Here is a 17,839-nt window from a genome sequence, read left to right on the forward strand (position 1 = left end):
GTTCCATGGACCTGCCCTTCATCGGCCGCCTGACTGCCGGCGCGCGTGACGCCATCAGCGACCTCGCGGGCGTGACGGTGGGGCATTGCACTCTTGCGGAAGGCGACGTGCAGACCGGTGTGACGGTGGTGCGTCCGCATGCAGGCGATCCGTATCGCGATCGCGTGCCGGCGGCGGCCGTGGTGCTGAACGGGTTCGGCAAGAGCGTCGGGCTGGTGCAGGTCGAGGAGCTGGGCGTGCTGGAAACGCCCATCGCGCTGACCAACACCTTTTCGGTGGCTGCGGTGGCCCAGGCGCAGATTCGCTCCTGCATTGCTGCCAACCCGGAGTGCGGGCGCGGGCTGGCGACGGTGAATCCGCTGGTGTTCGAGTGCAATGACGGTTTCCTCAACGACATCCAGCGCATGGTGGTCGGCGAGCCGCATTACCTGCAGGCGCTCGCGAATGCCAGTGCACAGGTGGAAGAGGGCGCGGTCGGCGCGGGGCGCGGCATGTCCTGCTTCGAGCTGAAGGGCGGCATCGGGACGGCTTCGCGCGTCGCGGGCGGCCACACGGTGGGCGCGCTCGTGCTGGCGAATTTCGGCAAGCTGCACCAGTTGCGGATCGCGGGCGCGCCGGTGGGCGAGACGCTCGCGGGGCGGCGCGCTTCGGACGCTTCGCCCGAAAAGGGCTCCATCATCCTGCTGCTGGCCACCGACGCGCCGCTCGATGCGCGGCAGTTGCGCCGCCTTGCGCTGCGAGCCGGCGCCGGCCTGGCGCGCACCGGCTCGGTGTTCGGGCACGGCAGCGGCGACATCGCGCTGGCTTTCTCCACCGCCTACACCGTGCCGCTGGAAGCCACGCGCCCGATGCCCGCACTGGCCATGCTGCACGAATCCCTGATCGACAAGCTGTTCGAAGCCGCGGCGGACAGCACCGAACAATCCATCTTGCGCGCGCTGTGGCGAGCAACGCCGGTCACCGGCCGCGACGGCAACCAGCGCGAAGCGCTGACGGACCTCCTATGAACCGCGCCCTTCGTCATTCCCGCGCAGGCGGGAACCCAGGGCGCCCTGGATCCCCGCCTCCGCGGGGATGACCGAATCCCCATGAAAGTCCTGATCTCCACCGACATCGAAGGCGTCGCCGGCGTCTTCAGCCACCAGCAGACGCGCTCCGGCAACCCGGAGTACGAGCGCGCCCGCCTGCTGATGACGCACGAGGCAAACGCCGCCATCGCCGGCGCCTTCGACGCCGGCGCCGAGGAAGTGCTGGTCAACGACTCGCACGGCGACTACCGCAACATGCCGGCCGAACTGCTGGACCCGCGGGCGCAGTACGTGGCCGGCAAGCCGCGCTATCTGGGCATGATGGGCGGCCTGGAAGCCGGCGCCACGGCCGTCTGCATGGTCGGCTACCACTCGCGCGCGCAGGGCCGAGGCATCCTGGCGCACACCATCAACAGCTTCGCCTTTGCCCGCGTGTCCTTCAACGGCCAGGAAATGGGCGAGGCCGGCATCTACGGCGCCCTGGCCGGCGAGCGCGGCGCGGCCGTGGTCATGGCCAGCGGTGACGACGTCTTCATCGAGGAACACCGGCCGCTGTTTCCGCAGGCCGTGTTCGTGCAGACCAAGCGCGCGACCGGCCAGACCAGCGGCATCAGCCTGTCGCCCGAGCAGTCCTGCGCCGACATTCGCGCTGGCGTGGCCCAGGCGCTGGCGAACCGGAATGGTGCGCAGCCGCTGAGGCTGCAGCTGCCGCTGGCCGTGCGCATCCAGACCCAGACGCCGGCGCTGGCCGACCTGTTCTGCCAGTGGCCGACCCTGCAGAGGCTGGCCGGCGACGAGATCGGCTTCGAGGCGCCAAGCGTGGAATTTGCCCTGCGGATGATCAACTGCCTGTCCGCGATGTCCTCGCTCCTGAGGTAAAACTGCGTAAATCCGCGTAAGCACGCGGGTGTATCCGGTCTTCGTCACGGGCACACGCGAAAATCCCGGACCATGAAGGTTACGTATGTCAGCAAGGGCGGCGAGGGGCCAGCCTACGAAATCGAGGCCGATCGGCACGGGAACTTCACCATCCGCCAGGACGGCAGGGTGGTGAAGCGGGTCAGTTCGCTGCCCGACTATGTCGGCCGCCCCCGCTGGGGCAGCAAGAAACTGGAACAGTCGGCGCTCGACGAGGCGAAGGCGGCGATCGACGCCCATCACCTGACAGAACGCTGAATCAGCCCCGCCGCCGCACCCAATACCCTAAGAAGCCCAGCGCCAACAAAAGCACGATCGCCGACGCGACCAGCGAATGGTGGATGCCGATGGCGCTGCCGCCCAGGCCCACGGTGATGCCGGCGAAGGCTCGCAGGCCGAGGGCCGACATGTTGTACAGGCCGATCACGCGCCCGCGCGAAGCCTCCGGCGCGTGCACCTGCACCAGCGTCATCGCGATGCTGCTGAAGGCCAGCTCGCACACGCCGGCGGCGAACAGCAGCGCCAGCGCCATCGGGTAGGCGCTCGTGGCCGCGAAGCCGGCCAGCGCCACGCACCACAGCATGGCCATGACCAATGCCGTGCGCGGCGTCGTGGACAAAAGGCCGCCGCGGCTTTCCAGCAGCAGGCCCGCCACCAGCGCGCCGGCCGCATCCGCCGCCAGCAGCATGCTGTAGGTGGCGCCGGGGTCTCCATGCCCGAGGTCCTGCGCGAAGCCCGGCATCTGGGCCTGGTAGCTGTTGCCCACGAAGAAGGACGCGCAGCCGGCCAGCAGGATCATGGCCGCCAGCAGCCGCTGGGAGCGCACTTCAGTGATCGTGCGGGAGATGTCCGCGAAGCCGCGCACCGGCCGCGGCGGTGCCGCCGGCGCCGCGCGGAATTTCGGGCCATAGGGCGCTTTCCACAGCCACAGCACGGCGGGCAGGTAGAACAGCGCGTTCAGCAGCAGGCCGTAGCGCGGCCCCAGCGTGAGCATGATCGCGCCGCCGACGGCCGGCCCGACCAGCACGCCCAGCGTGCGCGCGGTCGCCATCAGCCGCACGCCGCTGCCCAGCGACTGCTGCGGCACGATGTCGTGCAGCAGCATCTGGCTGGCGCCCTGCCACAGCACGCCGGCGCAGCCGTGGATGACCAGCAGCGCCATCGCCTCCCACAGCTGCAGCGAGTCGGTGATGAAGAACCAGGCCCAGCCCAGCGAGGCCAGGATGAACAGGCCCATGCCGCACTGGATGATGCGGCGCGGGTCGAAGCGGTCGGCCAGCGCGCCGGCGGGCACCGAGAACAGCAGGAAGGGCAGCCAGTGCGAGACCACCGCGAAGCCGCCGAGCGCGGGCGAATGGAACTCCTGGAACACCATCCAGTAGCTGATGACGTGCTCGATGTTGTCGGCCATCATCGCCAGCAGGTAGGTACCGCAGTGGGCCTGGAAGCCGCGGATGCGAAGGGCGGCAAAGGAAGGGGCGGCAGTGGACATCGGGTCGCGAAAGAGGTGACCGGGAGGCGCGGGCGCGCCTTCGGTCAGATGTTGTTGCTGTCGCGGGTGCCGGGCAGCCGGCGGCCCATTTCACGCGCGGCATCGGTGAGGGCCGCATCGACGGCGTCGAAGCTGACGTCGTTGAAGCGCGTGCCGGCCGGCGTGCGGACGAAGGAGAGATAGCGACGCAGGCGCTCCGCCGGCACCGTGGCATAGGTGCGGGCGAACAGGGCCAGCGTGATCGCGGCGCTGGCTTCGACCATCTCGGGACGCTGCGTCTCCAGCATGTCCTTCAGCTGGTCCGCGGACGGCGCGGGCGCTCCGGGCTGCGCGCTGGCCGCGCCGATCTGCACCGCGATGGCGGTGCCGATGGAAAGCTGCACCATGGCCTCGGCCGCGCGTGTCGCCGCCATCAGGTTCTGCAGCAGCTTGCGGCGCGCAGCCGGCATCTGCCTCAGCAGGGCCATGCCTTCCTGCATCGCGGCCCGCGGATCGTCCTCGCCCTGGGACGAGGCCTCCTCGGCGCGCGTGATGGCCTGGCCGTCCGGCGAGTCGAACCAGCGCTGCAGCGCCTCGAGGTGCCGGGCTTCGAGTTCCTCGGCGACTACGGCGGTGCACTTGTCGCGCAGGCGTTCGGGCGCATACGCGGTCTCGACCGCGCGGGCGATGCGGGCCTTTTCTGAATCGGCAGGCTCCACGCCGGCCTGCGCAAAGCCTTGCAGCACTTCCGCTTCGACCTGCGGCGCCAGGTTGCCGACCTGTTCCCAGATGCCGGACTTCCGCACCAGGCTCTCGGCCGCCGGCCGGTCGATGTCGGCGCGGGCCAGGGTGGCAGCGGCGAGCAGGGCTGCGAGGCAGAAAGCGCGGAGGAGGAATTTCATGCTGGATCGGCCGCCTTGTTTTGCCGTCGATCTTAAGCTCGGCAGCCGAAACCGGCTGGCGACCTCAGTCTTCGCGCGGTCCGACGATCTTCGCGGCCGGGTAATAGGGCCGCTCGCCCAGCGCATCGACGCGTGCCCAGAACTCCGGGCCGGCGGCGAGGCCGCGTTCGTTCTTCTGCGCGGACTGGCGCCACATCGCCCAGGAATCGGGATGCAACTCGGTGGCGCGCTCCAAGTGAGCGCGGGCCTCCTCATCGTGTCCCTGGCGCCGCAGGAATTGGCCCAGGCGGAAGTGGGCGTGGGCCCATGCAATCCCGTCACCGGGAAGCTGCAGGGAACTTGCGGCTTCCATTGCGGGCAGCGCGTGCTGGCCGGTGCGCACCCAGTCGCGAACCGCCTGCAGGTAGTCGCGCTTGGTGCGCTCCCTCTCGGCGAGGACGTCCGGCGCCACCGCGCCGGTCTGGCGGTTCATCGCGCGGAAGGCGTCGGTCGATCCCGCGGTCTCCGCCGGCCGCACGATGCGGCCCGTTTCATCGATCCACACCGCCTGCGGCACGTTGACCAGGTTGTAGAGGTCGGCCAGGAGATGGTCGCGGTCGATCAGGCACGGATAGCTCGGTGCCGCCGCGTCTATCCACGGCCGCGCGGCATCGGCTTCGTCCAGGGCGATCGCCAGGACCGTGAAGGGGTAGCTTGCGAGTTCCCGGGCCATCGACTGCCACACGGGCAAGTCCAGACGGCAGCCTCACCAACTCGCCCAGGTGGCCAGGAAGACCTTGCGCCCGCGCTGTTCCGCCAGCGTGTGCATGCGCCCGTCCAGGTCGGGCAGGGCGAAGTCCGGCGCTTGCAGGCTGCCGAGAGCGGCGCTGCGCTGCTGCGCGCCGGTCCCCAGCACCCACACCTGCGAAGCGGCGTCGTGCAGCACGGGCTGGCCGCTGTAGCCCCACATCGCGGCGAGGTCCAGGCGGCCATCGCGGACGATGGTGCCGCGCCGTGCCGGCGGCAGCGGCACGCAGGTGTCGCCGTGGCACAGGCCTTCGGGCTTCCAGGTCCAGCCGGTGGCTTGCGCGACCTGGGCGGCATCCAGCCAGAGCGAGTCGCCGTCCGCGGTGGCGCCGGGGAGGGCGGTCTCGCGGTCTTCGTGGAGGACGATCATGGAGCCAGTCTAGTCGCGGGGTTATATTTCGACAATCCTTGAATTGCGGTAACATCGATCCATGGAAGAAGCCGCTGTCGTCAAGGCCCTGGCCGCGCTCGCGCAACCGGTGCGCCTGCAGGTGTTTCGCGCCCTGGTGATCGCCGGGCCGCGCGGCATGGTTCCGTCGACCATGGCCGAAGGTTTGGGGATCGCGCCGAGCTCGCTGTCGTTCCACCTGAAGGAGCTGGTCCATGCGGGCCTGGTGACGCAGGAGCGTTCCAGCCGCAACCTGATCTACCGCGCGGCCTTCGACCAGATGAATGCCGTGCTCGGCTACCTCACGCAGAACTGCTGCGAGGGCGCGGCCTGCGAAGTGCAGGCGGACGGCGCCGCCTGCCAGTGTTGAACCTCACGGAGCCTCGCCATGAAGCGTTTCCACGTCCACACCCACGTTGCCGACCTGCAGGCGAGCATCGCCTTTTATTCGAAGCTGTTCGGCGCCGAACCCACCCGCATCGAGGCCGACTACGCCAAGTGGATGCTGGAGGACCCGCGCATCAACTTCGCCATTTCCACCCGCGGTAGCCAGCCGGGCATCGACCACCTGGGCTTCCAGGCGGACAGCGAGGAGGAACTCGCTGAGATGAAGGCGCGCGCCGAGGCGGCGGACCTCGCGCTGCATGACGTCGGCGCGACGACCTGCTGCTATGCGAAGAGCGACAAGCACTGGATCACCGATCCGCAAGGCATCGCCTGGGAACATTTCCATACGCTGGGAGACATTCCGGTCTTCAGCCAGCGCGAAGCGAACGCAGAGGCGCCCGCCGCCTGCTGTCCCCCGCGCGGCAAGCCGGTCGGCATTCCGGTGAAGTCCGGCGATTCCTGCTGCTGAAGCGATGAGCACCAACATCCTGGTCCTCTGCACGCACAACTCCGCGCGCAGCGTGCTGTCGGAGGGCATGCTGAACCACTGGGCTGGCGCGCTGGGGCGGGACGTCCACGCCTACAGCGCGGGCAGCGCGCCCAGCGGCCGCGTCAACCCGTACGCGCTGGAGGCGCTGTCGAACGCGGGCGTGCGGACCGAAGCATTGCGCAGCAAGAGCTGGGACGAATTCGTCGGGGAGGGCGTCCCGCGGATGCGCGTTGTCATCACGGTCTGCGACAGCGCCGCGGCGGAGCAATGTCCGTATTGGCCGGGCAGCCCGGTCCAGGTGCACTGGGGCTATGCGGATCCCTCGAATGCCGCTGAGCCCGAGAAGGGCAAGGCCTTCGAGTTGACGCGACAGGCCATTGCGTATCGGATGCTGCAACTGGTGCAACTGCCCTTCGAGCGCCTGAGCGATGCCGACCTGCAGGCCGCGCTCGAGAAGATCTCCAGGACCTGACATGCCCTCCACGCTGCGACAGAAGCTGCTGTCCGAGCTCCTGGGCACCGCCTTGCTGCTCGCCGTGGTGATCGGGTCCGGGATCATGGCGGAGCGGCTCAGCGGCGGCAACGTCGCCATGGCGCTGCTGGCGAACACGTTGGCCACCGTCGGCGGCCTGTACGTCCTGATCGAGCTGTTCGGCCCCATCGGTGGCGCCCACTTCAATCCGGCCGTTTCCCTGACGATGGCCTTCCGCGGCAACCTGCCGTGGCGACTGCTCGCGCCCTACGTCGCCTGCCAGCTCCTCGGCGCGCTGCTGGGCGCCTGGCTCGCCCATGCCATGTTCGACGTGGCGATCCTGCAGTTTTCCAGCAAGGCGCGCACCGGCCAGGGACAGTGGATCGCGGAAGCAGTGGCAACCTTCGGGCTGCTGCTCGTCGTGCTGCGGGCACCGGCATCGCGGGTCGCTGCAATGGTCGCCGCCTATATCGGTGCAGCCTATTGGTTTACCGCTTCCACGTCGTTCGCCAATCCGGCAGCGGCGTTCGGCCGGATGTTCAGCGACAGCTTCGCCGGCATTGCGCCGGCCAGCGTGCCGGGCTTCGTGCTGGCCGAACTCGCGGGGGCGGCCTGCGCGGTGGCCGTGCACCGGATGCTCGGGGCCGCCGGGGACGCCACCAGCCCTCAGGAAGCTGTTCCGGCCCGGTTGGCCGATAAAGCCTGAAGCGGCCAGCGCCACCTGTCACAAACCGGAACCCAGGGCCGTCTTGGCTGGATAGACTCGCCAGGAACCCCCATGTCCATCCCAGACCAGCCAATCGCCGAACCTTTCGCCGCCCTGCGTCCGCGCCTGTTCGGCATCGCCTACCGCATGCTTGGCGTGCGCGCCGATGCCGAGGACGTGCTGCAGGACGCCTGGCTGCGCTGGAACGCGGCGGATCACGCGGCGCTGCAGTCCGCCGAAGCCTGGCTGGTGACCGTGGTCACGCGGCTGTCGATCGATCGCCTGCGCGCGGCCAAGGCAGAGCGCGAAGCCTATGTCGGCTGGTGGCTGCCGGAGCCGATCGTGGAACTGGACGAGCGCACGCCGGAGACGGCGGCCGAACTGGCCAGCGACCTGTCCGTCGCCTTCCTGCACCTGCTGGAGCGGCTGGCGCCGGAGGAGCGCGCCGCCTTCCTGCTGCGGCAGGTGTTCGACTACGACTACGACGAGATCGCCGCGATCATGGACAAGACCGAGCCGGCCTTGCGCCAGATGGTGCATCGCGCAGGCGAGCGCGTGCGCGCGGAGCGGCCGCGCTTCGAGGTGCCGCGCGAGACGCACACGAAGCTGCTGGCGCGCTTCATGCAGGCCGCGCAGAGCGGCCAGCGCGACGCGATCCGGGCGCTGCTGGCCGAGAACGCGGAAGCCATCGGCGACGGCGGCGGCAAGGTCCCCAGCGTAGCGGGCGGCATGCATGGCGCCGACCGTGTGACCAATCTCTATTGGGCGCTGTCGCTGAAGTACGGCGAGCGCATCGCCTACCGCCTGGCCACCATCAATGGCGAGCCCGGCCTGCTGCGCTACGTCGATGGCCAACTGGAGTCGGCCCAGGCGCTGGTGACCGATGGCGAGCGCATCGTTTCCATCTACGTGGTCCGCAACCCGGACAAGTTGGCAAGCATTGCGCCGGGGATTCTTTCGCTCGCGGGCTGAACGCCTGTCACAAGCCGGCGCCGTGGCGCGTCTAAGGGAAGAAGCGACTTGCTTCCCAACCCTTCCAAGGACAAGACATGAGCCACGATCCCCGCCTGAACTACCACGCGCTCGCCCCCAAGTCGGCCCGCGCGCTCAGCCAGTTCTCGTTCGCCGCCGGCGGGCCGGACAAGAAGCTGAAGGAACTCGTCAACCTGCGCGTGTCGCAGATCAACGGCTGCGCCTTCTGCATCGACATGCACTGGGCCGACCTGCTGAAGATGGGCATGGAGGCGCGCCACGTGAACGCGGTCGCCGGCTGGCGCGAAGCGGGCCGCTTCTTCAGCGAGCGCGAACAGGCCGCGCTGAACTGGGCCGAGGCCGTCAACGCGGTGCCGCAGCGCAGCCCGAGCGACGAGGACTTCGCCGCCATGCAGGAGCATTTCAGCGACGAGGAAATCGCCGAACTGACCTTCTCGGTCGGCGCGATCCGCGCGTGGAACATGCTGAACGCCAGCTTCCGCATGCCGGTGCCGGAAGTGCCGTACACGGCGGGTTAAGCTCGCCGCGTGATCGACACGCAGCGCTTCGTCTCCGACATCCTCCACAACCCGCACAACCGCGCCATCCTGGAGGCCTGGCCGCAGCTGGGCCTGCCGGATGGCTGGCTGGTGGCCGGCTGCCTGTTCCAGACCGTGTGGAACCTGCAGGCCGGCCGCGAACCCGGATCGGGCATCAAGGACTACGACATCTTCTACTTCGACCCGTCCGACCTGTCGGCGGAAGCGGAGGAGGCGGTGCAAAAGCGCGTGGATGCCGTGCTGGGTCCGCTGGGCGTGCCGGTGGAAGTGAAGAACCAGGCGCGCGTGCATCTCTGGTACGAGGAATTCTTCGGCTTTCCGTATCCGAAGCTGGGTAACGCGCGAGACGGCATCGACCGCTTCCTGATTCCGTCCACCTGCGTCGGCGTGCAGCCGGGCGCGGAGGGGCATCGCGTGTATGTCCCGAACGGGCTGGAGATCCTGTATGCCGGCGAGCTCGCGCCCAATCCGCTGGTCTTGCACCTGCCTCTGTTCCGCGCCAAGGCGGCGTCGTACCGCAGCCGCTGGGACTGGCTGCAGGTGCGCGAGTGAGGCCGGCTACAGCTGGAAGGTCAACCAGCGCAGCAGGCCTTCGCCCACTTCGCGCAGCGCGCTCACCTGCCGTGGCTGCAGCAGCTTGGCGCCGGCGCGCACGCCGTCGGCCCAGGCCGTGAAGCGCGCGATGACGGCGGCGTCGTAGAAGGCCACCATCATTTCGTAGTTCAGGAACAGGCTGCGCGAGTCCAGGTTCAGCGAGCCGCATAGCGCGACCGTTTCGTCGACTACGAACAGCTTGGCATGCACCATGCCCGGCACCAGCCATACGCGCGCGCCGCATTCCAGCAGGTCGCGCACGGCCGGCGGCCGGGCGAGGTCGGCCAGGCGGTGGTTCGAGCGGCGCGGCAGCAGCAGGTCCACGGTGACGCCGCGCCGGGCCGCCAGCCCCAGGGCCATCAGCAGGGCCGGGTCGGGCACGAAGTAGGGCGTGATGGCGATGATGCGGTCGCCGGCGTTGAAGCAGGCGTCCATCAGCAGCTCGTACAGTGTGTCGTCGGCCTGGTCCGGGCCGCTGGGGAGCAGCTGCGCCAGCGGCGCATCCGTCGCTTCGACCGGCGCCGGTGTCAACGCAGGCGTAGTCGGCGGCGCGGTCTTGAGCGCTACCGCCCAGTCGCGTTCGAACTGCTCGCGCGCCTGCACGGCGACCGGGCCTCGCAGGTCGAAGGTGAGGTCCGTCCAGGGCGCCGCGTCGCCGCCGGTGAAGTATTCGGCCGCCAGGTTGCGGCCGCCGGTCCACAGCCAGTCGCCATCGGCGATGGCCATCTTGCGGTGGTTGCGCAGGTTGACGCGGCCGCGCAGAGGCGAGGACCACGGCCGCACGAACAGGGCGACCTCGATGCCCGCGGCGCGCAGCGGCCGCAGGTCCGGGATGCCCCCGAGGTAGCGGCCGATGCCGTCGATCATGAAGCGCACGCGCACGCCTTCGCGGGCCCGCTGCGCAAGTAGCGCCACCATCTCGGCGCCGAGCGCATCGCGTCCGAGCAGGAAGGTGCTGACGTCCAGGGTGCGCCGCGCCGACAGCAGAACGGCCTTCAGGCGCTGCAGCGCGGCGGCGCCATCCTGGTGGATCACCGGGTCGTCACAGCGCACCGCGGGCGGCAGGCCGAGGCCCAGTGCCAGCGCCCGCATGCGGCCGCCCGGGCCCTGCATCGTCCGGATGATGTCGTGCATGGCCACCCGCGGCTGGCGGCGGGCGCGCGCGGTCTTGCGCGAACCGAACATCAGGAACAGCGGCAAGCCCACGTAGGGCGCGAGCGCCAGCAGCAGCACCCAGCCGATGGCCGCTGACGGATGCCGGCGCTGGCGCCGCGCCAGCGAGATGCCGGCATAGGTGACGAGCGACAGCAGCACCACCGCCGTGTGCAGGGTCAGCAGCTGCTGCGAGCCGAGGTGGAAGGTCATGGCTGGGACGAGAGATTAGCAACGCCTGCTGGTCTGGGGAAACTCCCCTTCGCCGGCCGGTCGCCGCGCGGCGATCATCGCAGCAAGGAGACATTTATGGGCAATGCAAACGCCTTCCTGCAGGCGCGCGACTTCCTGCTGGCACACCGCCAGGACTACGCCACGGCTTACCGCGACTTCCGCTGGCCGGTGCTGGATGCATTCAACTGGGCGCTCGACCACTTCGATGCGCTGGCCGCCGACAACGAGGCGCCGGCGCTGTGGATCGTCGAAGAGGACGGGAGCGAACAGAAGTTCTCCTTCCGCGAGATGGCGGCGCGCTCCAACCGCGCGGCCAACTTCCTGCGGGGCGAGGGCGTGCGCCGCGGCGACCGCATCCTGCTGATGCTCGGCAACGAGGTCGCGCTGTGGGACATCATGCTGGCTTCCATGAAGCTCGGCGCCGTGGTCATCCCGGCGACGACGCTGCTGACGCCGCAGGACGTGCAGGACCGGGTCGAGCGCGGCGAGGTCAAGTTCGCGATCACCGCCGCCGCGAACGCCGACAAGCTCGCGCCGCTGCCGGCCAACTGCGGCCGCCTCACCATCGGCGGCGCCGCGCCGGGCTGCAAGGCGTTCGCGCCCGAAGCGCAGCCGGACACCTTCACGCCCGACGGCGTGACGAAGGCGACCGACCCGCTGCTGCTGTACTTCACCTCCGGCACCACCGCCAAGCCGAAGCTGGTGCTGCATTCGCACCAGAGCTATCCGGTGGGGCACTTATCCACGATGTACTGGCTGGGCCTGCAGCCGGGCGACGTGCACCTGAACATCTCCTCGCCGGGCTGGGCCAAGCACGCTTGGAGCTGCTTCTTCGCGCCGTGGAACGCGGGCGCCTGCATCTTCATCTCGAACTACAAACGCTTCCAGGCGAAGGCGCTGCTCGAAGTGCTGGCGACGCGCGGCGTGACTTCGCTGTGCGCGCCGCCGACCGTCTGGCGCATGCTGATCCAGGAGGACCTGGCGGCGTACCGGGGCCGGCTGCGCCTGCGCGAGGTGATCGGCGCCGGCGAGCCGCTGAACCCGGAGATCATCGAACGCGTGCGTTCGGCCTGGGGCCTGGACCTGCGCGACGGCTTCGGCCAGACGGAGACCACGGCGCAGGTGGGCAATTCGCCGGGCCAGCCGGTGAAGGCCGGCTCCATGGGACGGCCATTGCCCGGGTACCAGGTCGTGCTGCTGAACGTGAACGGGCAGGACAGCGACATGGGGGAGATCTGCCTGCCCTTGTCCGCCAGGCCGCTGGGGCTGATGGACGGCTACATCGACAGCCAGGAGCGCAACGCCGATGCGATGCGCGACGGCGCGTACCACACGGGCGACCTCGCCTCGCGCGATGCAGAGGGTTACATCACCTATGTCGGCCGCACCGACGATGTCTTCAAGGCCTCCGACTATCGCATCAGCCCCTTCGAGCTGGAAAGCGTGCTGATCGAGCATCCCGCCGTGGCCGAGGCGGCGGTCGTGCCCAGTCCGGACCCCGTGCGGCTCGCGGTGCCGAAAGCGTTCGTCGTGCTGGTCGCGGGACACGAGCCGGGGGCACAGGTCGCGCGCGAACTGTTCGCCTTCCTGCGCGAGCAGCTGCCGCCTTTCAAGCGGATCCGCCGCATCGAATTCGCCGAGCTGCCGAAGACCATCTCCGGCAAGATCCGCCGCGTGGAGCTGCGCGCCGGCGAAGCGCAGCGGCGCGCGAGCGGCGAGCGCGGCGCGCTGGAGTTCTTCGAGGAGGATTTCCCGGGGTCCTGAACCCATTGGACCTAGGTCCAATTCAGCGAATGGGCGCCGCGGCCGACCATCTGGGCCGCACGGGCCGAGGGACTCGAGGCCGCCCATGAACATCCAGTGGAAACGCGTTGTCCTGCCGGCCGCGGTGGTGGTCGTCGTCGCCGCGGGCGGCTATGTCGCCTGGCAGCGCATGCATGCCAGCGGCCCCGGCGAGGGCTTCCTGCGCAGCAACGGCCGCATCGAAGCCACCGAAATCGATATCGCCGCCAAGCAGGGCGGCCGCCTGCAGGACGTCCTGGTCGGTGAAGGGGACTTCGTCCAGCAAGGCCAGGTGCTGGCGCACCTGCAGACCGACGTGCTCATCGCGCAGCGCGACGAAGCGCGCGCGCAGCTGGCCCAGTCGAAGACGGCCGTGGCCACGGCGCTGGCGCAGGTGGCCGCGCGCGAGGGCGACTTCCAGAGCGCGGTGGCGGCCATCGCCCAGCAGGAAAGCGTGCTGAACGCGGCACGGGCCAAGTACACGCGCTCCAGCAAGCTCGCCGCCGAAGGCATGTGGCCCCGGCAGGAACTGGACAACGACTTTGCCAGCGTCAAGGGCGCCGAGGCGGCCACCGTCGCCGCGCGCGCGAAGGCGAACGCGGCGCAGGCCGCCATCGATGCCGCGCGCTCGCAGGTGGCGGGCGCCCAGGCCGCGGTGACGGCTGGCGAGGCCGCGGTGGCGCGCGCCGAGACCTACATCGACGACAGCACGCTCACGGCGCCGCGGCCCGGCCGCGTGCAGTACCGCGTAGCCAACGTCGGCGAGATCGTCGCGGCCGGCGGCAAGGTGCTGAACCTGGTGGACCTCTCGGATGTCTACATGACCTTCTTCCTGCCCGCCACCGTGGCCGGCAGTGTCGCCATCGGCAGCGAGGTGCGCATCGTGCTCGACGCCGCGCCGCAGTACGTGATCCCGGCGCGCGTGTCCTTCGTCTCCGCCACCGCGCAGTTCACGCCGCGCACGGTGGAGACGGCCAGCGAGCGCGAGAAGCTGATGTTCCGCGTGCGCGGGCAGATCGACCGCGAGCTGCTGCAGAAGCACCTGAAGCAGGTCAAGACCGGGCTGCCGGGCGTCGCCTGGATGCGTACCGACTCCGGGCGCGACTGGCCCGGCACGCTGCAAGTGCGCTTGCCGGAGTAGCGATGACGGCGCCGGAACCGGTGGCGCGGCTCGAAGGCCTGCAGCTGCGCTACGGCAAGACGCTGGCGCTGGACGACGTGACCCTGGACCTGCCGGGCGCCTGCATGGTGGGCCTGATCGGGCCCGACGGTGTCGGCAAGTCCAGCCTGCTGTCTTTGGTGGCCGGCGCCCGCGCACTGCAGCAGGGACGGCTGCAGGTGCTGGGCGGCGACATGGCCTCGGTGCGGCACCGGTCGCGCGTCTGCCCGCGCATCGCGTACATGCCGCAAGGCCTGGGCAAGAACCTCTATCCCACCTTGTCGGTGGAGGAGAACCTGCAGTTCTTCGCGCGCCTGTTCGGCCACGGCGCCGCGGAGCGCCGCCGCCGCATCGACGACCTGACGCGCCGCACCGGCCTGCATCCCTTTCTCGATCGGCCCGCGCGCAAGCTCTCCGGTGGCATGAAGCAGAAGCTGGGACTGTGCTGCGCGCTGATCCACGACCCCGACCTGCTGATCCTCGACGAGCCCACCACCGGCGTCGACCCGCTGGCGCGCGCGCAGTTCTGGGACCTGATCGCGCACATCCGCGTGGGCCAGCCTGGCATGAGCGTGCTCGTGGCCACGGCCTACATGGACGAAGCGCAGCGTTTCGACTGGATCGTCAGCATGGACGCCGGCCGCGTGCTCGCCACCGGCACGCCGGCCGAACTGCTGGAACGCACCGGCAGCCAGAACCTGGAGGCCGCTTTCATCCGCCTGTTGCCCGAGGAGAAGCAGCGCGGCTACGAGCCGGTGCAGATTCCGCCGCTCACCGCGGCCGACGACGACATCGCGATCGAGGCGCACGACCTCACGATGCGCTTCGGCGACTTCGTGGCCGTCGACCACGTGAGCTTCCGCATCCGGCGCGGCGAGATCTTCGGCTTCCTGGGCAGCAACGGCTGCGGCAAGTCGACGACGATGAAGATGCTGACCGGCCTGCTCGAGGCGAGCGAAGGACAGGCCTGGCTGTTCGGCCACGAAGTGGACCCGCGCGACATCGGCACGCGGCGGCGCGTGGGCTACATGTCGCAGGCCTTTTCGCTGTACGGCGAGCTGACGGTGCAGCAGAACCTGGTGTTGCATGCGCGCCTGTTCCACGTGCCGGCGGCGGAGATCGGCGCCCGCGTCGACGAGATGGTGGAGCGCTTCGGCCTGGGCGAGGTGCGCTCCGCGTTGCCCGAGAGCCTGCCGCTGGGCATGCGGCAGCGCCTGTCGCTGGCGGTGGCCATGGTGCACAAGCCGGAACTGCTGATCCTGGACGAGCCGACCTCGGGCGTCGACCCGGTTGCGCGCGACGCCTTCTGGCGGCTGCTGGTAGAACTGTCGCGGCGCGACCGCGTGACGATTTTCATCTCCACCCACTTCATGAACGAAGCCGAGCGCTGCGACCGCATGTCGATGATGCACGCCGGCCGCGTGCTCGATAGCGACGCCCCGGCGGCGCTGGTGGCCAAGCGCGGGGCGGCCAACCTGGAGGAGGCTTTCATCGGCTACCTGGTCGAAGCGGGTGGCGGCACCGAGCTGCCGCCGGCCACGGAAGAAGCGGTGCCCGCGCCCGCGGTGCATGCGCGGCCTGCTCCCTTCAGCCTGCAGCGGCTGCTGGCCTACAGCTGGCGCGAATCGCTGGAGCTGCTGCGCGACCCGGTGCGCGCCACCCTGGCGCTGGGCGGCACCTTGATCCTGATGTTCGTGATGGGCTTCGGCATCAACATGGACGTCGACGAACTCAGCTTCGCCGTGCTCGATCGCGACCAGACGGCGGCGAGCCGCGACTACGCCGACAACCTGTCCGGCTCGCGCTACTTCATCGCGCACCGGCCGCTGGCCAACCTCGCGGAGCTCGATCGCCGCATGCGCGCGGGCGAGCTGGCGCTGGCGCTGGAGATTCCCCCAGGCTTTGCCCGTGACATGGCGCGCGGCCAGGCGGTGCAGATCGGCGCCTGGATCGACGGCTCGATGCCTTCGCGCGCGGAGACGGTGTCCGGCTACGTGAACGGCATGCACCAGGGCTGGCTGGCCGAGCGCGCTCAGTTCCGCGCGGGCAGTGCCGCGACGGCGGCCGCCGACATCGAGACGCGCTTCCGCTACAACCCCGACGTGGCGAGCCTGCCGGCGATGGTGCCGGCGGTGATCCCGATGCTGCTGATGATGGTGCCGGCGATGCTCGCCGCGCTGGCCGTGGTGCGCGAAAAGGAGCTGGGCTCCATCACCAACCTGTACGTCACGCCGGTGACGCGCACCGAGTTCATGCTGGGCAAGCAGTTGCCCTACGCGGTGCTGGCGCTGTTGAACTTCCTGCTGATGGTGCTGCTGGCGGTCACGGTGTTCGGCGTGCCGGTGACGGGCAGCTTCGCCACCTTGCTGGGCGCGGCGGTGCTGTACGTGATCTGCGCCACCGGCATCGGCCTGCTTGCTTCCAGCTTCACGCGCAGCCAGGTCGCAGCAATGTTCCTGGCGATGATAGGCACCATGATCCCGGCGGCGCAGTTCTCCGGGATGATGGACCCGGTGAGCTCGCTGGAAGGCATGGGCCGGGTGATCGGCGCGGTCTATCCCACCACGCACTTCATCGACATCAGCCGCGGCGTCTTCAACAAGGCGCTGTCGTGGTCCGACCTGTCGTCGGCCGTCTGGTCGCTGGCGGCGGCGGTGCCGGTGATCTTGCTGCTGGCCATCGCGCTGCTGAAGAAGCAGGACCGCTGATGCTGCGCACGCTGGCCAACATCTTCCACCTGGGCGTCAAGGAGCTCTGGGGCCTGTGGCGCGACCCGGCGATGCTGGTGCTGATCGTCTTCATGTTCGGCTTCTCGGTGTATTCGGGCGCGCGCTCGATGCCGCAGTCGCTGAACCGCGCGCCGATCGCCATCGTCGACGAGGACGCCTCGCCGCTGTCCGCGCGCATCGCGGCGGCCTTCTTCCCGCCGCAGTTCGTCGGCCCGGCCATGATCGGGCTGGGCCAGGTCGATCCCGGCATGGACGCGGGCATCTACACCTTCGTGCTGGTGATCCCGGCCAACTTCCAGCGCGACGTGCTGGCCGGTCGCGGGCCGGCGCTGCAACTCAATGTGGATGCGACCCGCATGACGCAGGCCTTCAACGGCTCGGGCGCCATCCAGCAGATCGTGCAGGGCGAAGTCTCGGCCTTCGTGCAGCGCGCGCAGCGGACCACCGCTGCGCCGGTGGAACTGGCCTTGCGCGCGCGCTTCAACCAGACGCTGGACCAGGGCTGGTTCGGCGCGATGACGCAGTTGATCAACAACATCACGATGGTGTCGATCCTGCTGTGCGGCGCGGCGCTGATCCGCGAGCGCGAGCACGGCACCATCGAGCACCTGCTGGCGATGCCGGTCACGCCCACCGAGATCATGCTGTCCAAGGTGTGGTCGATGGGGCTGGTGGTACTGGTGGCGGTGGCGGCGTCGCTCCAGTTCGTCGTCAAGGGCCTGGTGGGCGTTCCGGTGGAGGGCTCGATGGGCCTCTTCCTGCTGGTGACCGCGCTGCACCTGTTCGCGACCACGGCGATGGGCATCTTCATGGCGACGATGACGCGCTCGATGCCGCAGTTCGCGCTGCTGCTGATCCTGATCCTGCTGCCACTGCAGATGCTGTCCGGCGGCACCACGCCGCGGGAAAGCATGCCGCAGCTGCTGCAGGACATCATGCTGGTGGCGCCGACCACGCACTTCACGATCGCCGGCCAGGCCATCCTGTTCCGCGGCGCCGGCCTGGCGCTCGTCTGGCCGCAGTTGCTGGCGCTGCTGCTGATCGCCGCGGTGTTCTTCGGCGTGGCGTTGCGGCGCTTCCGGCGGACGATCAGCCAGATGGCGTGAACC

Annotated in this window: 18 protein-coding genes; 14 read left to right on the top strand and 4 right to left on the bottom strand. The window is 69.5% G+C overall.

Annotation, left to right across the window (positions count from 1 at the left end; genetic code table 11):
- The first annotated feature begins 5 nt into the window (after positions 1 to 5).
- From HHL11_RS12525 to HHL11_RS12535, 3 genes are all read left to right on the top strand, one after another.
- Entirely contained in the window at positions 6 to 1,007 is a 1,002-nt protein-coding gene (locus HHL11_RS12525) for a DmpA family aminopeptidase (RefSeq protein ID WP_205964264.1), read from the top strand.
- Positions 1,008 to 1,088: 81 nt separating this feature from the next.
- Positions 1,089 to 1,907: a M55 family metallopeptidase gene (locus HHL11_RS12530; protein ID WP_169418701.1), complete on the top strand. Its 819-nt coding sequence runs from the start codon at positions 1,089 to 1,091 to the stop codon at positions 1,905 to 1,907.
- A gap of 72 nt (positions 1,908 to 1,979) precedes the next feature.
- A complete protein-coding gene (locus tag HHL11_RS12535) occupies positions 1,980 to 2,204 on the top strand; it encodes a hypothetical protein (protein ID WP_169418702.1) in 225 nt (74 codons plus the stop codon).
- Between the two features lies 1 nt (position 2,205).
- On the opposite strand, the gene HHL11_RS12540 is transcribed toward HHL11_RS12535, so the two are convergent.
- The 3 genes from HHL11_RS12540 to HHL11_RS34620 form a co-directional block, all read right to left on the bottom strand.
- Complete coding sequence (locus HHL11_RS12540; protein ID WP_169418703.1) at positions 2,206 to 3,438, bottom strand: MFS transporter; 1,233 nt, start codon at positions 3,436 to 3,438, stop codon at positions 2,206 to 2,208.
- A 44-nt stretch (positions 3,439 to 3,482) separates the two neighbouring features.
- Positions 3,483 to 4,319: a hypothetical protein gene (locus HHL11_RS12545; protein WP_169418704.1), complete on the bottom strand. Its 837-nt coding sequence runs from the start codon at positions 4,317 to 4,319 to the stop codon at positions 3,483 to 3,485.
- Positions 4,320 to 4,383: 64 nt separating this feature from the next.
- Positions 4,384 to 5,475: a redoxin domain-containing protein gene (locus tag HHL11_RS34620; protein ID WP_281068668.1), complete on the bottom strand. Its 1,092-nt coding sequence runs from the start codon at positions 5,473 to 5,475 to the stop codon at positions 4,384 to 4,386.
- A gap of 61 nt (positions 5,476 to 5,536) precedes the next feature.
- Between HHL11_RS34620 and HHL11_RS12560 the strand changes: the two genes are divergently transcribed.
- The 7 genes from HHL11_RS12560 (at position 5,537) to HHL11_RS12590 (ending at position 9,632) form a co-directional block, all read left to right on the top strand.
- Positions 5,537 to 5,863, top strand: a complete 327-nt coding sequence (locus HHL11_RS12560; protein WP_169418707.1) for an ArsR/SmtB family transcription factor — start codon at positions 5,537 to 5,539, stop codon at positions 5,861 to 5,863.
- A gap of 18 nt (positions 5,864 to 5,881) precedes the next feature.
- Positions 5,882 to 6,349, top strand: a complete 468-nt coding sequence (locus tag HHL11_RS12565; protein ID WP_169418708.1) for an ArsI/CadI family heavy metal resistance metalloenzyme — start codon at positions 5,882 to 5,884, stop codon at positions 6,347 to 6,349.
- A 4-nt stretch (positions 6,350 to 6,353) separates the two neighbouring features.
- Entirely contained in the window at positions 6,354 to 6,842 is a 489-nt protein-coding gene (locus HHL11_RS12570) for an arsenate reductase ArsC (RefSeq protein WP_169418709.1), read from the top strand.
- Position 6,843: 1 nt separating this feature from the next.
- Positions 6,844 to 7,548: an aquaporin gene (locus HHL11_RS12575; RefSeq protein WP_169418710.1), complete on the top strand. Its 705-nt coding sequence runs from the start codon at positions 6,844 to 6,846 to the stop codon at positions 7,546 to 7,548.
- 72 nt (positions 7,549 to 7,620) lie between these two features.
- Positions 7,621 to 8,520 carry an RNA polymerase sigma-70 factor gene (locus tag HHL11_RS12580; protein WP_169418711.1) on the top strand — a complete coding sequence of 300 codons (900 nt, stop codon included), beginning with the start codon at positions 7,621 to 7,623 and terminating at the stop codon, positions 8,518 to 8,520.
- 77 nt (positions 8,521 to 8,597) lie between these two features.
- On the top strand, positions 8,598 to 9,059 hold the full coding sequence (locus HHL11_RS12585; RefSeq protein ID WP_169418712.1) for a carboxymuconolactone decarboxylase family protein: 462 nt from the start codon (positions 8,598 to 8,600) through the stop codon (positions 9,057 to 9,059).
- A 9-nt stretch (positions 9,060 to 9,068) separates the two neighbouring features.
- Positions 9,069 to 9,632 carry a nucleotidyltransferase family protein gene (locus HHL11_RS12590; protein WP_169418713.1) on the top strand — a complete coding sequence of 188 codons (564 nt, stop codon included), beginning with the start codon at positions 9,069 to 9,071 and terminating at the stop codon, positions 9,630 to 9,632.
- A gap of 6 nt (positions 9,633 to 9,638) precedes the next feature.
- Here the strand turns inward: HHL11_RS12590 and HHL11_RS12595 are convergent, their stop codons facing one another.
- Positions 9,639 to 11,039 carry a phospholipase D-like domain-containing protein gene (locus HHL11_RS12595; protein WP_169418714.1) on the bottom strand — a complete coding sequence of 467 codons (1,401 nt, stop codon included), beginning with the start codon at positions 11,037 to 11,039 and terminating at the stop codon, positions 9,639 to 9,641.
- Positions 11,040 to 11,135: 96 nt separating this feature from the next.
- Between HHL11_RS12595 and HHL11_RS12600 the strand changes: the two genes are divergently transcribed.
- From HHL11_RS12600 to HHL11_RS12615, 4 genes are all read left to right on the top strand, one after another.
- Positions 11,136 to 12,824, top strand: coding sequence for an AMP-binding protein (locus tag HHL11_RS12600; protein ID WP_169418715.1), 1,689 nt, complete (start codon positions 11,136 to 11,138; stop codon positions 12,822 to 12,824).
- An 85-nt stretch (positions 12,825 to 12,909) separates the two neighbouring features.
- Entirely contained in the window at positions 12,910 to 13,983 is a 1,074-nt protein-coding gene (locus HHL11_RS12605; protein WP_169418716.1) for an HlyD family secretion protein, read from the top strand.
- Between the two features lie 2 nt (positions 13,984 to 13,985).
- Entirely contained in the window at positions 13,986 to 16,709 is a 2,724-nt protein-coding gene (gene rbbA, locus HHL11_RS12610) for a ribosome-associated ATPase/putative transporter RbbA (protein ID WP_169418717.1), read from the top strand.
- Positions 16,706 to 17,836, top strand: a complete 1,131-nt coding sequence (locus HHL11_RS12615) for an ABC transporter permease (RefSeq protein WP_169420029.1) — start codon at positions 16,706 to 16,708, stop codon at positions 17,834 to 17,836. The genes rbbA and HHL11_RS12615 overlap by 4 nt, the downstream gene beginning before the upstream one ends.
- Positions 17,837 to 17,839 lie beyond the last annotated feature (3 nt).

The sequence above is a fragment of the Ramlibacter agri genome, assembly GCF_012927085.1.
Taxonomy (GTDB): domain Bacteria; phylum Pseudomonadota; class Gammaproteobacteria; order Burkholderiales; family Burkholderiaceae_C; genus Ramlibacter; species Ramlibacter agri.